This is a genomic window from Rathayibacter sp. AY1C9 (assembly GCF_002932315.1).
Classification (GTDB): Bacteria; Actinomycetota; Actinomycetes; order Actinomycetales; family Microbacteriaceae; genus Rathayibacter.
The window spans coordinates 73,946-88,617 of record NZ_PSVZ01000008.1 but is presented as its reverse complement, the minus strand read 5'-3'; the positions used below and the strand labels follow the sequence as shown (position 1 = coordinate 88,617).

Below are 14,672 nucleotides of genomic sequence, written 5' to 3'. Positions count from 1 at the left end.
GGACGGGCCGCGGCGGGGAGGCGGCGGCGTGGAGGGCGTGCTCACCGGCTTCTCGATCATCGGGGTCGTCATCGCGGTCGGCTACCTGATCGCGCGGTTCCGGATCGTCCCGCCCGAGAGCCGGCTGATCCTGTCGCGGATCGCCTTCTTCGTCACGACGCCGGCGCTGCTGTTCACCGTGCTGTCACGGGCCGACGTCTCCGTCCTCTTCTCCTCGTTCCTGCTCGTCTCGCTCCTGACGGTGCTGACCGTCGCCCTGCTCTACGTGCTGGCCTCGCGGCTGCTCTTCCCCCGCCCGCTGCCGGAGACGGTGATCGGTACCGCGGCCTCCTCCTACGTCAACGCCAACAACATCGGGCTGCCGGTCGCCATCTACGTGCTGGGCGATCCGCAGTGGGTGGCCCCGACGCTCCTCCTGCAGCTGATCGTCCTCGCGCCGACGATCCTGACGCTGCTCGACGTCTCGACGAGCGGGCGGACCTCGGTCGGCGCGATCCTCACGCAGCCGCTGCGGAACCCGATGATCATCGCCTCCGCCCTCGGCCTCGTCGTCGCCCTCACCGGCGTGGAGCTTCCCGCGCCCGTGCTGCAGCCGTTCTCGATCATCGGCAACGCGTCGATCCCGCTGGTGCTGATCGCCTTCGGGATGTCGCTGCGCGGGCAGCGGCCGCTGGAGGCGGGGCCGGCGCGGGTCGAGGTGGTCGTCGCCTCCGTGCTCAAGTCGCTGGTGATGCCGGCGGTCGCGCTGCTGCTGGGGCGCTTCGCGTTCCACCTCGACTCCGAGCACCTCTTCGTGGTGACGGTGACCGCCGCGCTGCCGACCGCGCAGAACATCTTCACCTTCGCCTCGCGCTACGACCGGGGCATCGCCGTCGCCCGCGACACGGCCCTCGTGACCACGGTCGCCGCGGTGCCCGTGCTCATCGGGGTGTCCCTCCTGCTGGGCTGAGCGGAGCAGCATCCCCGCCTCCCGCTCGGTCCCGGCGGAGGCGCCGGACGGCCCGCGCATCCGCGTCGCGTGTCCCTCGTCCTGGGACGGGGCCGGTGGCGCGGGCCCGGTCGCACTCCGCCGACCGTCGCTTAGGCTCTCTCGAATGAGCACCACCACGTCCGCCGACCGCTCCGCCCGCGGCAGGCCGCGCCGCCGTCGCGGCCTCTGGATCACGCTGATCGTCCTCCTGGTCCTGCTGATCGGCGCCGTCGTCGCGGTGCTCCTCGGCGTGCGCACCTACGACAAGGCGATGACCGTCCGCGACAAGCTGACCGAGGCGATCCCGCTGGTGTCGCAGGTGACGGACAGGCTGACGACGTTCGACACCTCCGGGGCGGAGGAGATCGCGGGCCGGATCGCGACCCTCACCGGCGAGGCGCGCGACGAGACCGAGGACCCGGTGTGGCGGGTGATGGAGGTGGTGCCCGTCCTCGGGCCGAACCTGTCCGCGGTCCGCGCCGCGACCGAGATCGCCGACGACGTCTCCGGCCGGATCGTCACGCCGCTCTCCACGACCTCGCTCGACATCCTCAAGCCCGTCGACGGCAGGGTAGACCTCGCGGCGATCACCGAGCTGTCGCAGAAGATCACCGTCGCCAAGGAGGTCGTCGACGCGGCGCAGACCCGCGTCGAGGGCATCGACCGCGGCCCGCTGGTGCCGCAGGTCGCCTCGGCCCTCGACTCCTTCACTCCGCAGCTGGCCACCGCGACCGCGGCGATGGAGCAGGTCGAGCCGCTCACCGCGATCCTCCCCGACTCCCTCGGAGCGTCCGGTCCGCGCCACTACCTGGTGATGTTCCAGAACCTGGCGGAGTCGCAGGCTCTGGGCGGCGGCGCGTCGTCGGTGATGCAGCTCGACGTCGACGGCGGCGCGATATCGATCGGCCGTCAGCTGGGCAGCGGCGACTTCCGCGGTCTGGCGCCCGTCACCGTCGACCAGAGCGCGCTCGACACCATCGGCGAGAACATGGCGACGACCTTCAACGTCTCGACCAGCCGCCCCGACTTCCCGACGGCCGCCTCGATCGCCTCGCAGTTCTGGGCGCAGAAGTTCCCCGAGCAGAGGATCGACGGCGTCCTCGCGATCGACCCCGTCGCCCTCTCCTACCTCCTCGGCTCGACCGGGCCCGTGACCCTCACCGACGGCACGGTCCTCACGAGCGAGAACACCGTCTCGACCCTGCTCAACGAGGTCTACTTCCGCTACCCGGAGTCGGTCGTGGCCGAGCGCACCGACGAGTTCTTCTCGGAGGCGAGCGCGACGGTCCTGGGCAAGATCCTCGGCGGGGAGATGGAGCCGACGAAGATGCTCCCGGCGATCGTGAAGGCGGTCGACGAGAGCCGCATCCTCGCCTACAGCTCCGACGCCGACGAGCAGGCGCTCCTCGCGCCCACGCCGATCGCGGGGGTCCTGCCGCAGACGACGACCGACGGCACGACCACCGGAGTGTTCTTCCAGGACGCCTCGGGCGGCTCGAAGATGGACTACTACCTGAGCACGGCGGTCACGCAGTCGAGCGCGGGCCGGTGCGCCGCCTCGGGCGCGGTCTTCACCACCTCCGTCACCGTGACCAACACGATCTCGAAGGCGGTCGCTCGGACGCTGCCCGGCTACGTCGCCGCGGCCGGCGGGCGCGGTGCGTACCCCCTGGGCGACTTCGTCACCAACATCTACGTCTACGGCCCTCCCGGGACCACGGTGTCGAGCGCGGCCTGGGCCGACGGCACCGGCTACGGACCCGAGAGCCTCGACGACCTCGGCCGTCCCGTCTCGAAGGTCGCCGTGCAGCTCTCGCCCGGCCAGTCCGAGACGTTCGACGTGCAGTTCAGCGCCGGCGACGCCTCCGGCTTCGGCGACCAGACCGTGCGGGTGACCCCGATGATCAACCCCACCGCGGTCACGCTGAACGACGAGCCCGCCTGCGGCTGACCTCGCCTTCGCGCGCCTCCGGGTCGGTGCTGGACCAGCCCCGAGCACGCCGACCGTTGACGCGCCTCCGGGTCGGTGCTGGACCAGCGCCGAGCACGCCGACCGCTGACGCGCCCCGGGTCGGTGCTAGACCAGCGCCGACCCGGGGATCGAGCTCGTCACGAGCGAGGAGGCGAGGAACGCGGTGGCGATGCAGAGCACGAACCCGATGACCGGCACGAGGAACGCGCGGCGGCCCACGAGGTAGCGCACGACCGTCACGGCCACGGCGATCAGTGTCAGCGCGGGCGGCCCGATCAGCGCGATCGAGACGCCCCAGTCGATCCGGTCGAAGTCGCAGGCGAAGTTCTGGCCCTCGCACTGCGCGGGGAAGACCGAGAGGATCGCGGCGAGGTAGCCGAGCACGATCGTGAGCAGGCCGAGGGCGAGGCAGCCGAGGATCGAGAGCACGAGGTCCCAGCGGCGCCGGCGCGGCTTCCCGGCGGCGATGATCTCGCCCACCGAGCGGTAGGCGTCGGACCGGAACTCGTCGTGCGCGGCTCCGGGGCGTGCGGTCGCAGGGCGCGCCGTCGCGGGTCGGGCGGCGGGGCGGGAGGCGCCGGCCGAGGCGGCCTGGGCCCGCGCGCGCTTCTTCTTCGACGAGGCCATGCTCAGAAGATCATCGGGCGGTCGTCGTCGAGGGTCGTCTCCAGGTCGAGATCGACCACCACCGGGACGTGGTCGCTCGGGGCGTCGCCCTTGCGCTCGTCGCGGTGGATCGAGGCGCCGGTGACGAGCTCGCCGAACGCGGGGGAGCCGAGCACGAAGTCGATCCGCAGCCCCTCGTTGCGCGGGAAGCGGAGCTGCTTGTAGTCCCAGTAGGTGTAGCCCTCGGGCACGAGGGGGCGGACGACGTCGCGCAGGCCCGCGTCCTCGAAGGCGGCGAAGGCGGCGCGCTCGGGGATCGAGACGTGCGTGGATCCGGGGCCGAGGCTCGGATCGCCCACGTCGCTGTCGAGCGGCGCGACGTTCCAGTCGCCGACCAGGGCGAGCGGCAGGTCGGGCTCGGCGGCCAGCCACTCGCGGGTGCTCGCCTCGAGGGCCGCGAGCCACTCGAGCTTGTAGAGGTAGTGCGGGTCGTCGACCGCGCGGCCGTTCGGAACGTAGAGGCTCCAGACGCGCACGCCGTCGACCGTCGCGCCGATCGCGCGGGCCTCGAGCGGGTAGGAGCCGTCGGCCGCCGCCTCCTTCGCGAAGCCGGGCATGCCCGGGAAGCCGACCTGCACGTCCTCCATCGGCAGGCGCGAGGCGATGCCGACGCCGTTCCACTGGCTGAGCCCGACCATCTCGACGTGGTACCCGGCGTCGGCGAAGGCCTCGTGCGGGAACTGCTCGGGCTTGCACTTGAGCTCCTGCATGGCGAGGACGTCCACGTCCTCGCGCACGAGCCAGTCGACGACGCGGCCGGTGCGGGCCCGGATGGAGTTCACGTTCCAGGTGGCGATGCGCATCCTGGAAGTGTAGGAGCCGCCGCCGACACGTCTCCTGCGCGTCCTCCGCGCGTCCCGGCGGCCGCGGGCCGGGGGAGTCATCCCCTCGGCGGATTGCGGAACCGGTGTCGGTGGTCGATGGTTGTCTAGCGCCGTCCCGACCGGCCGTTCGTGCCGTCCGGACGCCGCCGCCGCCCGCGCCGTGCGGGCCCGACGGGCTCCCCGGCGCTCCGCGCTCCCCAGCCCGGTCCCCTCCCCTCCCGCTCCTGCTCCGCCCCTCCGGAGGACCCATGATCCTGCTCCGCCTCGCCTCCGCCTACGTGAAGCCCTACGCGCGCTGGGTGGCCGCCGTCGTCGTGCTGCAGCTCGTCGCGACGCTCGCCGCGCTCTACCTGCCGAGCCTAAACGCCGAGATCATCGACCAGGGCATCGGCCGCGGCGACACCGACTTCATCTGGGGCACCGGCATGACCATGCTCGGCGTCTGCGTCGTGCAGGTCGCCGCGGCGATCGGAGCCGTCTACTTCGGCGCCCGCACCGCCATGTCCGTCGGCCGCGACCTGCGCCGCGACGTCTACCGCCGCGTCGACTCGCTCAGCGGGCTCGAGGTCGGCGGCTTCGGCACGGCCACCCTGATCACCCGCGGCACGAACGACGTGCAGCAGGTGCAGATGCTCGTGCTGATGACCCTCAACTTCATGGTCTCCGCGCCGATCATGTGCGTCGGCGGCATCGTCTTCGCCCTGCGCGAGGACGCCGGCCTCTCCTGGCTGGTCTGGGTGTCGGTGCCGCTGCTGTTCGTCGTGGTCGGCTTCCTGGTGTTCCTGCTGCTGCCGCTGTTCCGCCTCATGCAGGACCGGATCGACGGGATCAACAGCGTGCTGCGCGAGCAGATCACGGGCATCCGCGTGGTGCGCGCCTTCGTGCGCGAGCCGTTCGAGTCCGAGCGGTACCGCAAGGCCAACGCGGCGATCACCGAGGTGTCGATCAAGGTCGGCAACATCTTCGTGCTGATGTTCCCCGCGATCATGATGATCCTGCACCTGGCCACCGCGGCCGTGCTGTGGTTCGGCGGGCAGCGGGTCGACGCAGGTCAGATGCAGGTGGGCTCGCTCACCGCGTTCCTGCAGTACCTCCTCCAGATCCTCACCGCCGTGATGATGGGCGTCTTCATGGTGATGATGATCCCGCGCGCGGTCGTCTGCGCCGAGCGGATCCAGCAGGTGCTCGACGCCCGCACCAGCCTCACCACGCCCCAGGGCGGAGTCCCGACGCCCGCGCGCGGCCGCGTCGAGTTCTCCGGGGTCGTCTTCGGCTACCCGGGCGCCGAGCGCCCCGTGCTCTCGGGCATCGACATCGTCGCGGAGCCGGGCCGCACCACGGCCGTCGTCGGCTCCACCGGCGCCGGCAAGACGACCCTGCTCGGCCTCGTGCCGCGCTTGTTCGACCCGCAGGAGGGCAGCGTCACGATCGACGGCGTGCCCGTCTCCTCCCTCGACCGGGCGCAGCTCGCCGAGGTGATCGGGCTCGTGCCCCAGCGCCCCTACCTCTTCTCGGGGACGATCGCCTCGAACCTGCGCTTCGGCCGCCCCGACGCGACGGACGCCGAGCTGTGGGAGGCGCTGCGCATCGCCCAGGGCGAGGACTTCGTGCGGAGCAAGGAGCACGGGCTCGACGAGCCGGTCTCGCAGGGCGGCACCAACGTCTCCGGCGGGCAGCGCCAGCGGCTCTGCATCGCGCGCGCCCTCGTCGCGAAGCCGCGGGTCTACCTGTTCGACGACTCGTTCTCGGCGCTCGACGTCGCGACCGATGCGCGGCTGCGGGAGTCGCTGGCCGACGCCACCACCGACGCGACCGTGATCATCGTGGCCCAGCGGGTGTCGACCATCCGCCACGCCGACCAGATCGTCGTGCTCGACGCGGGCCGCGTCGTCGGCCGCGGCACGCACGACGAGCTCCTCGAGACGAACGCGACCTACCGCGAGATCGTCGAATCCCAGCTGAGCGTCGAAGGAGTGTCCTGAGATGGCGCGCACACGCGACACCACCGCCCCCGAGGAGACGACGTCCCCCGAGCCCGAGTTCGAGCCCGGCGAGGGTGACGGCGGCATGTTCGGGGACGGGCCGCCCGCCCGCAAGGCGCAGAACTTCTGGCCCTCGGCCAAGCGCCTCTTCTCGCTGCTCGGCCCCGAGCGCGCTCGGATGGTCCTCGTGGTCGCCCTGGTCTCGCTGTCGGTCGTCCTCACCGTCATCGCGCCCAAGATCCTCGGGCAGGCGATGGACACGATCTTCAACGGCGTGATCGGCTCGCAGCTGCCCGCCGGCGTCCCGCTCGAGCAGATCATCGAGCAGCAGCGCGCCTCGGGCAACGGCACCTTCGCCGACATGCTGGCCAAGACCGACATCGTGCCCGGCGCGGGCATCGACTTCGTGGTCCTCGGCCGCCTGATCATCATCGTGCTGCTGATGTACGTCGTCGCGTCGGTGCTCATGTGGGCACAGGGCTACATCCTCAACGGCCTCGTGATGCGGGTGGTCTTCGACCTCCGCCAGGACATCGAGGCGAAGCTCAACCGCCTCCCGCTGCGCTTCTTCGACACCCGGCAGCGCGGCGACGTGATGTCGCGCGTCACGAACGACGTCGACAACATCCAGACGGCGCTGCAGCAGGCCTTCTCGCAGCTGGTGCAGTCGGTGCTCACCATCATCGGCATCGCCGCGATGATGTTCATCGTCTCGTGGCAGCTCGCGCTGATCGCGCTGATCTCGATCCCGCTCTCGGGCGTGATCGCAGGCGTGATCGGCGCCCGCTCCCAGAAGCTCTTCGCCGCCCAGTGGAAGAACACGGGCGCGCTCAACGGCCACATCGAGGAGACCTTCTCCGGGCTCGAGATCGTCCGCGCCTTCGGCCGCGACCGCGAGATGCTCGAGGAGTTCGACCGCCGCAACGACAGCCTCTACACCGCCTCGTTCGGCGCCCAGTTCGTCTCGGGCATGATCATGCCCGCGATGACCTTCGTCTCCTACCTCTCCTACGTGCTCATCGCCGTGGTCGGCGGCCTGCGGGTCGCCTCCGGTCAGCTGACGCTCGGCGACGCGACCGCGTTCATCCAGTACTCGCGCGAGTTCACCCAGCCGGTGACCCAGCTGGCGAGCATGGCGAACATGCTGCAGTCCGGCGTCGCCTCGGCCGAGCGCACGTTCGAGCTGCTCGACGCCGAGGAGCAGGAGCCGGAGACGGCGACCGCGTCGCTCCCGCAGCGCACCGACGGCCACGTGGAGTTCGAGGGCGTCTCGTTCTCGTACGACCCGGAGCAGCCGCTGATCGAGGACCTGACCTTCTCCGCGCAGCCCGGGCAGACGGTCGCCATCGTCGGTCCGACCGGGGCGGGGAAGACCACGCTGGTCAACCTGGTCATGCGCTTCTACGAGCTCACCGGAGGGCGCATCCTGCTCGACGGCGTCGACATCACGAGCCTCGCGCGCGGCGATCTGCGCTCGCGCGTGGGCATGGTGCTGCAGGACGCGTGGCTCTTCCAGGGCACCATCCGCGAGAACATCCGCTACGGGCGCCTGGACGCGACCGACGAGGAGATCGTCGACGCGGCGAAGGCCACCATGGTCGACCGCTTCGTGCGCCAGCTGCCCGACGGCTACGACACGGTGCTGGACGCCGACGGCGGCAGCGTCTCGGCGGGCGAGCGGCAGCTGATCACGATCGCGCGCGCGTTCCTCGCGAACCCGTCGCTGCTGATCCTCGACGAGGCCACCTCCTCGGTCGACACCCGCACGGAGCTGCTCGTGCAGCACGCGATGAACGCGCTGCGCACCGACCGGACCTCGTTCGTCATCGCGCACCGGCTCTCCACGATCCGCGACGCCGACACCATCCTGGTGATGGAGTCGGGCCGGATCGTCGAGCAGGGCGCGCACGAGGCGCTCCTGAAGCAGCGCGGTGCCTACTACGAGCTCTACATGACGCAGTTCCGCGGAGGAGGCGACGAGGCGGGCGAGCACGCCGCAGCGGGCGCGCTCCCGAGCGGGGGAGGGGCCGCCCCGTAGAGTAGGCGCGTGACCGACGCACGCCAGCAGCTCATCGAGTACATCGGCTCCGACGCCGTCTTCCATGGGGACTTCACCCTCACGAGCGGCAAGAAGGCGTCGTACTACGTCGACCTGCGCCGCGTAAGCCTCGACCACCGCGTCGCGCCGCTGATCGGGCAGGTCATGCTCGACCTCATCGCGCCGATCGAGCGCGTCGACGCCGTCGGCGGCCTCACCATGGGAGCCGACCCGATCGCCGCCGCGATCCTCCACCAGGGCGCCGCCCGCGGTCTCGCCTACGACGCGTTCGTCGTGCGCAAGGAGCCCAAGGACCACGGCCGCGGCAGGCAGGTCGAGGGCCCCGACCTCGAGGGCAAGCGCGTCGTCGTCGTCGAGGACACGTCCACCACCGGCGGCTCGCCGCTGAAGGCGATCGAGGCCCTGCTGAAGGTCGGCGCCGAGATCGCAGGAGTCGCCGTCGTCGTCGACCGCGCGACCGGGGCCCGCGAGATCATCGAGGACGCAGGCTACCCGTACTTCGCCGCGATCGGTCTGGCCGACCTCGGCCTGAGCTGATGGTCGACGAGGGGGGACGCGGCGGGGGCCCGGGAGGCGGCGAGCACCCGGAGCCGGAGGGCCGCGGGTCCGAGGGCCGCGAGCCGGAGGGCCGCGAGCCCGAGCTTGCCGGATCGGAGACCTCCGAGCCGGAGCGTGCCGAGCCGGAGCGACCCGAGCCGGAGCGACCCGTCGGCAGCAGCGAGTGGCTGCTCCAGCAGCTCAGCGGCGGCCGCCTGAAGAGCATCTTCGACTCGCCCCGCCCCGTCCCTCCCGTGGAGGAGTCGCGCGCGGAGCAGACGTCCGGTCCTGCTGAGCCCGCAGCCGACGAGGCCCACGCGTCAGCGGAGGAGCGGAGGGTTGCGAGCGAGTCGGCCTCCTCCGCCGACGCGGCCGGACCGTCGTCGAGCGACAGCGACTCCGACGCGGTGTCGCGACGTGCCCCTGCCGCTCCGGTCGGCCTGTGGCCGGGGGAGCCCGTGCTGAGCGCGACGCCCGCCGCCGAGGAGGCCGACGGCGACCTCCCGAAACCCGCGGACGACTCCGCTCGGGTGGAGGAGCAGGACGCCGACGCCGACCGCGGAACGGTCGCGGAGCCGGAGCGCTCCTCCGGCCGCGACGGCGTCCCCGCCGAGGGACGGAGCTCTCCGGGCCCTGACACGGGAGCCCCCGACACGGGAGCCCGCGCCATGGGAGCGCCCGAGGCGAGTGCCCGCGAGACGAGTGCCCGCGAGACGAGTGCCCGCGAGACCGGTGCCGGTGGGACGACTGCCCGCGACACGAGTGCCTCCGACGCGGACGTGTCCGACGAGGACGCCTTCGACGCGTTCTTCGCTCCCCTCCGCGACGACGATGCCGACGGCTCCGGCTCCGACGCCTCCGCCGACGCCGGCCGCACCGAGGTGCATCGCCGCGGGGCGGACTCCGTGCGCCCGGTCCTGCCGCACACCGACCCTCCCGCCGACCTGCCGACCGCCCCCGCCGGACTGCGCAGCGCCCACCGGCCGGACGACGAGCCCGATGCCGGATCCTCGACCGACGTCGACCCGGCGGACCGCTCCGGCGCCCTCTACCCCGCTGACGGACGCCCGGTCGGCGCGACCCCGCCGACTCCGCGCGAGCCGACTCCGCCCGCCGTCTACGAGTGGCCCGACCCGCGCGGGGACTGGGACCAGCCGCCCGTGTGGGAGCAGGTCGTCGCTCCGCATGACGAGCCCGACGAGGACGGCGGCGACGAGGAGCTGTGGCGCGAGACCGCCGGCGCCTACTCGTGGAACCTCGAGCCGGCCGCCGAGCCCGCCGACCGCGCCGAGCCCGCGCCCTTCCGCACCGCTCCCGCGGCCGCCCACGTCAACGCCGCTCCGCCGCGGAAGCGCCGCTCCGCCCGGTCCCGACCCGAGAGCCGCGAGCGCGACTCGGCGCCCGCCGGAGCGCCCGCATGGCGCACGCTCAGCCGACGCCGGCTCCTGATCGGCCTGATCGCGGCGGGTGCGGTGATCCTCCTCGCCGGGCTCTTCGCGATCGGCATCGCCGTCGGGAGCGCCGGCGGCCGGGCCGAGCCGCAGGCCGCCCCGGTCGTCAGCGAGACGCCCACGGCGGAGCCGACCCCCTCGCCCACTCCGACCGCGACCCTCCCTACCGTCGGACCGCTGCCCGTCGGCACCTGGGCCTGGAGCGCGCTCCTCGGCGGCGAGTGCGTCGAGCCCTTCGACTCCGTCTGGGCGGAGGAGTTCACCGTCGTGGATTGCGCGGGGGCCCACTCCGCCCAGCTCGTCGCCACCGCGGAGCTGACCGACGCGGCGTTCCCCGGCCAGGACGCCCTGGCCGTCACCGTCTCCTCGCTCTGCCAGGCGCAGGGCGTCGTGGACGTCGCCGCGGCCGAGACCTACGGCGACGTGCAGGTCGCCGGTGCGTTCCCCGTCACCCAGGAGCAGTGGGACGCGGGCGAGCGCAGCTACTACTGCTTCGTCGACCGGGCGGGCGGCGGCGAGCTGACCGGCTCCCTCGCCGGCACCCCCGCGGCCTGACGCGCGCCGTCGCTCGGGCCTCGGAGGATGCCGCCGGGCACCGGCCCGGTGCACCCGGCCGAGCCGCGGAGCGCCCAGTAGGATCGCTCGTCGTGCAGGAGAACGAGGCGACCCCCGCGACCGGACCCACCGCCTCCGTGGAGCTCACCACGAACGGCGTCGGCCCCTGGCAGGGCGAGCGGCCCGAGGACGACCGCCTCGACCCGGAGCTGCTGGAGCGTGGCGACGCGCGCAACGTGGTCGACCGCTTCCGCTACTGGCGGATGGACGCGATCGTCGCGGAGCTCGACCGCACGCGGCACCCGTTCCACGTCGCGATCGAGAACTGGCAGCACGACATGAACATCGGCTCGATCGTCCGCAGCGCGAACGCGTTCGGCGCGGAGGGCGTCCACATCGTCGGCCGGCGGCGGTGGAACAAGCGCGGCGCGATGGTCACCGACCGCTACCAGCACGTCCAGCACCACGAGACGGTGGCCGACCTCGTGCAGTGGGCCGCGGAGGCGGACGTGCCCCTCCTCGCCGTCGACAACGTCCCCGGCTGTGTGCCGCTCGAGACCTACCGGCTCCCCGAGCGCTGCCTCCTGCTGTTCGGGCAGGAGGGACCCGGCCTCTCGGAGGAGGCGATCGCCGCCTCGGAGGCCGTGCTCGAGATCACGCAGTTCGGCTCGACCCGGTCGATCAACGCCTCGGCGGCGGCAGCCGTCGCGATGCACGCCTGGGTGCTGCAGCACGTCCGCTTCTGACCCCCGCGAGCCGCGGTGCCGTGTCAGGAACCGGCGCCCGGCCCGCTGCCGGGACTCAGACCGCTGAATCCGGCGGGAACTCCGACTCCAGCGGCTCCGACGACAGGAGCTCGTGCACCCCGCTCAGCACCTCGTCCGGGCGGAACGGATAGCGCTCGATCTCGGCCTCGTCGCTGATCCCCGTCAGCACCAGCACGGTGTGCAGGCCCGCCTCGATGCCCGCGACGATGTCGGTGTCCATCCGGTCGCCGATCATCCCGGTGTTCTCGCTGTGCGCGCCGATCTTGTTCATCGCCGAGCGGAACATCATCGGGTTCGGCTTGCCGACGACGTACGGATCCTTACCCGTCGCCTTCGTGATGAGCGCCGCGATCGCCCCCGTCGCCGGGAGCACGCCCTCGGCGCTCGGCCCCGTCGCATCGGGATTGGTGACGATGAAGCGCGCACCCGCGACGATCAGGCGGATCGCCTTCGTGATCGCCTCGAAGCTGTAATTGCGGGTCTCGCCCACGACCACGTAGTCCGGCGCCGTCTCCGTCATGATGAAGCCCGCCTCGTGCAGCGCGGTGGTGATCCCCGCCTCGCCGATCACGAACGCGCTCCCGCCCGGCTTCTGCGACGCGCAGAAGTCCGCCGTCGCCAGAGCGCTCGTCCAGATCCGCTCCTCCGGCACGTGCAGCCCCGACCCGCGCAGCCGCGCCGCCAGATCCCGCGGCGTGAAGATCGAGTTGTTCGTCAGCACCAGGAACGGCGTGCCCGAATCGGTCCACTCCTGGATCAGCTCGGGCGCGCCGGGGAGCGCCTTGTTCTCGTGCACCAGCACGCCGTCCATGTCCGTGAGCCAGGCCTCGACTTCACTGCGGTTCGTCGCCATGGGTCGATGCTATCGGCGGCACCCCCGCGCACGACGGCGACGACCGGCGAACCGGCCGGCTCCCTCCGCTGACGCCCCTGTGGAGGGACGACCGTCGTGCGCCGGACGGCCGGACCCCGGACCCGCACAGCCGCGAGCGGGATAGCCTGGGAGGCATGAGTGGCGAGAACCTGCTGGGCCCCGAACCGACCCTCCTCCCCGACGAGCCCGCGGTCACCGCGGCCCTCGCGAAGCACGCGAACCCGGGAGCCGTCGAATTCGCCGCCCTCGCCGCCGCCCACCCGCGCTCCCCGCTGGCCTGGGCACTGCTCGCCGACAGCGTCTGGGGCATCGACGCGGCCCTCCCCTCCTACGCCTACGCCCGCGTCGGCTACCACCGCGGTCTGGACCTCCTGCGATCCGCCGGCTGGCGCGGCCAGGGTCCCATCCCGTGGCGCCACGGACCCAACCGCGGTTTCCTCCTCGCCCTCTACGCCCTCCGCCGCGCCGCCGACTCGATCGGCGAGACGGAGGAGGTCGCGCGACTCACCCATTTCCTTCAGCAGGCCGATCCCGCCGCCATCGACGAGATCGAGCGCTATCACGAGGACGCGCTTCCCCCCACTGCCGCCATCGTCATCCTCGGCAACGACTAGGCGGCGCCGGGGACGCGGTCCCGGGGGCGTCGGGCTCGGAGGCCGGCCCGGAGGGCTTGAGGCGGAGTCGCGATCCCGTCCACCCGCAGTCCTGCGCATCGTCTCCTGTCGGCGTGCCACCCGCCGGCGAGGATCCGGCGGAAGCCCGACCGCTCAGGTCCTCCTCGTCCCTTCCCCTGGGTAGTGTTCGCTCCTGTGACGCTCTTCTCGGACCTCCCCGTCCTTCCCGTCCTCAGGCGCGCACGCGAGCGCGATCGCCTCGCGTCCGCGGAGGCGGGCTGCTGGGCGTGACACGGTCGGCCGGGGAGGCTCCGGTGAGCCGGTGGCGCCTGCGGGTCGCCGGGACCACGGCGGTCCTCGCCTTTCTGCTCCTGCTCGTCTGCGCCGATCCCTTCGGATCGGACTCCTCGCGGCAGTTCGTCCGGATCGCCCGCTCCCATGATCCGACTGGTCTCGTCCACGCCCTGGGTGGAGAAGGGATCGCAGTCTGCGCTCTCGCCTCACCGGCTGCAGCGGCGGCAGCCGCGCTGGTGGCCTCGAGCAGCCGTCGCCCCTTCGTCCCCGCACTCGGAGTGCTCGCGCTGCTCGAGGGGGCGTCGACCGTCGAGATGATCGTCACTCCGCCGTCGGTCGGTGGCGTGCTGTACGGCCTCCTCTCGGTTCTCGCGGGCACGGCGGTCGGGGCGCTGGTCGGCACGATCCTCCGACGAGTCGTCCCGAATCGATCCGCCGCACGCTCACTGCGGATCCTCTGGCGCACGTGGCTCGCCGTCCTCCTCGCCGTCGCACTGCTCGCCGCGGTGGCGGTGCCCCTCTTCGTCCGCCCCGTTCTCGATCCCGTGGGGGGAGCCGATGCGCTCGTGGTGCTGGGTCCTGCTACTGATCGCAGGGTCGGCCGTGCGCTCGCTCTGCTCGAGGAGCACCGGGATGTCACCCTCGTGCTCTCGACTCCGCGCCTGGAGAACGGTTCGTTCGCCCGAGCCGAATGCGATGCCGGCGAGGAGGTCAGAGTCGTCTGCTTCACTCCCTCCCCGTTCACTACGGGCGGTGAGATCTCCGAGCTGAACACGCTCTCCTCGGAGTACGACTGGACCTCGGTGGCACTGATGACCTCCACTCCGCATGTGACCCGGGTCCGCACGATCGCGTCTCGCTGCCTGCGCACACCGTTCTCGGTCGGCTCGGTCGACGAGCCGCGGCGGGTGAGCGAGTGGACTCTGGCGGTGGTCTATCAGGTGCTGGCGTTCGGCAAGCTGCTGATCCTGCAATCCTGTGAGAGCGGCCGCTCGTGAAGAAGGATCCGCCCCTTGGGCCCCCCTTCTAGGGGCGGAACCATGGATCCGCGTCGTCGTTCCAGGAAAACGACAGAGTCTCCTCTGCTTCCCTCCGCGGTCGGGGGGT

Annotated in this window: 12 protein-coding genes; 9 read left to right on the top strand and 3 right to left on the bottom strand. The window is 72.1% G+C overall.

The annotated features are described in order from the left end of the window. Window positions 1-28: 28 nt before the first annotated feature. Together C5D09_RS07975 and C5D09_RS07970 are read left to right on the top strand one after the other, a co-directional pair. Window positions 29-949, top strand: a complete 921-nt coding sequence (locus C5D09_RS07975; protein WP_104256593.1) for an AEC family transporter — start codon at window positions 29-31, stop codon at window positions 947-949. Between the two features lie 145 nt (window positions 950-1,094). Beyond that, on the top strand, window positions 1,095-2,921 hold the full coding sequence (locus C5D09_RS07970) for a DUF4012 domain-containing protein (protein ID WP_104269034.1): 1,827 nt from the start codon (window positions 1,095-1,097) through the stop codon (window positions 2,919-2,921). Window positions 2,922-3,047: 126 nt separating this feature from the next. On the opposite strand, the gene C5D09_RS07965 is transcribed toward C5D09_RS07970, so the two are convergent. Continuing rightward, window positions 3,048-3,569: a DUF6264 family protein gene (locus C5D09_RS07965; protein WP_104239195.1), complete on the bottom strand. Its 522-nt coding sequence runs from the start codon at window positions 3,567-3,569 to the stop codon at window positions 3,048-3,050. 2 nt (window positions 3,570-3,571) lie between these two features. Further along, window positions 3,572-4,411: an exodeoxyribonuclease III gene (locus tag C5D09_RS07960; RefSeq protein WP_104269033.1), complete on the bottom strand. Its 840-nt coding sequence runs from the start codon at window positions 4,409-4,411 to the stop codon at window positions 3,572-3,574. Between the two features lie 269 nt (window positions 4,412-4,680). Between C5D09_RS07960 and C5D09_RS07955 the strand changes: the two genes are divergently transcribed. From C5D09_RS07955 to C5D09_RS17695, 5 genes are all read left to right on the top strand, one after another. Beyond that, complete coding sequence (locus tag C5D09_RS07955) at window positions 4,681-6,414, top strand: ABC transporter ATP-binding protein (protein ID WP_104269032.1); 1,734 nt, start codon at window positions 4,681-4,683, stop codon at window positions 6,412-6,414. 1 nt (window position 6,415) lies between these two features. Then, window positions 6,416-8,452 carry an ABC transporter ATP-binding protein gene (locus C5D09_RS07950; protein ID WP_104269031.1) on the top strand — a complete coding sequence of 679 codons (2,037 nt, stop codon included), beginning with the start codon at window positions 6,416-6,418 and terminating at the stop codon, window positions 8,450-8,452. Window positions 8,453-8,461: 9 nt separating this feature from the next. Then, window positions 8,462-9,010 carry an orotate phosphoribosyltransferase gene (gene pyrE / locus C5D09_RS07945; RefSeq protein WP_104222804.1) on the top strand — a complete coding sequence of 183 codons (549 nt, stop codon included), beginning with the start codon at window positions 8,462-8,464 and terminating at the stop codon, window positions 9,008-9,010. Beyond that, complete coding sequence (locus C5D09_RS17935) at window positions 9,010-11,016, top strand: septum formation family protein (RefSeq protein ID WP_219813060.1); 2,007 nt, start codon at window positions 9,010-9,012, stop codon at window positions 11,014-11,016. Before pyrE ends, C5D09_RS17935 begins: the two co-directional genes overlap by 1 nt. Window positions 11,017-11,108: 92 nt before the next feature. Further along, window positions 11,109-11,762, top strand: coding sequence for a TrmH family RNA methyltransferase (locus C5D09_RS17695; protein ID WP_104225722.1), 654 nt, complete (start codon window positions 11,109-11,111; stop codon window positions 11,760-11,762). 55 nt (window positions 11,763-11,817) lie between these two features. Here the strand turns inward: C5D09_RS17695 and C5D09_RS07935 are convergent, their stop codons facing one another. After that, window positions 11,818-12,636 (bottom strand): HAD-IIA family hydrolase, encoded by an 819-nt coding sequence (locus tag C5D09_RS07935; RefSeq protein ID WP_104225721.1) that lies wholly within the window; start codon window positions 12,634-12,636, stop codon window positions 11,818-11,820. A gap of 155 nt (window positions 12,637-12,791) precedes the next feature. On the opposite strand from C5D09_RS07935, the gene C5D09_RS07930 reads away from it, so the two are divergent. Both C5D09_RS07930 and C5D09_RS07925 read left to right on the top strand, forming a co-directional pair. After that, the gene (locus C5D09_RS07930) at window positions 12,792-13,271 is read left to right on the top strand and encodes a DUF3151 domain-containing protein (RefSeq protein ID WP_104222800.1); all 480 of its coding nucleotides are present in this window, start codon (window positions 12,792-12,794) and stop codon (window positions 13,269-13,271) included. A gap of 314 nt (window positions 13,272-13,585) precedes the next feature. Then, a complete protein-coding gene (locus C5D09_RS07925) occupies window positions 13,586-14,563 on the top strand; it encodes an ElyC/SanA/YdcF family protein (RefSeq protein WP_104269030.1) in 978 nt (325 codons plus the stop codon). The last annotated feature ends 109 nt before the right edge of the window (window positions 14,564-14,672 follow it).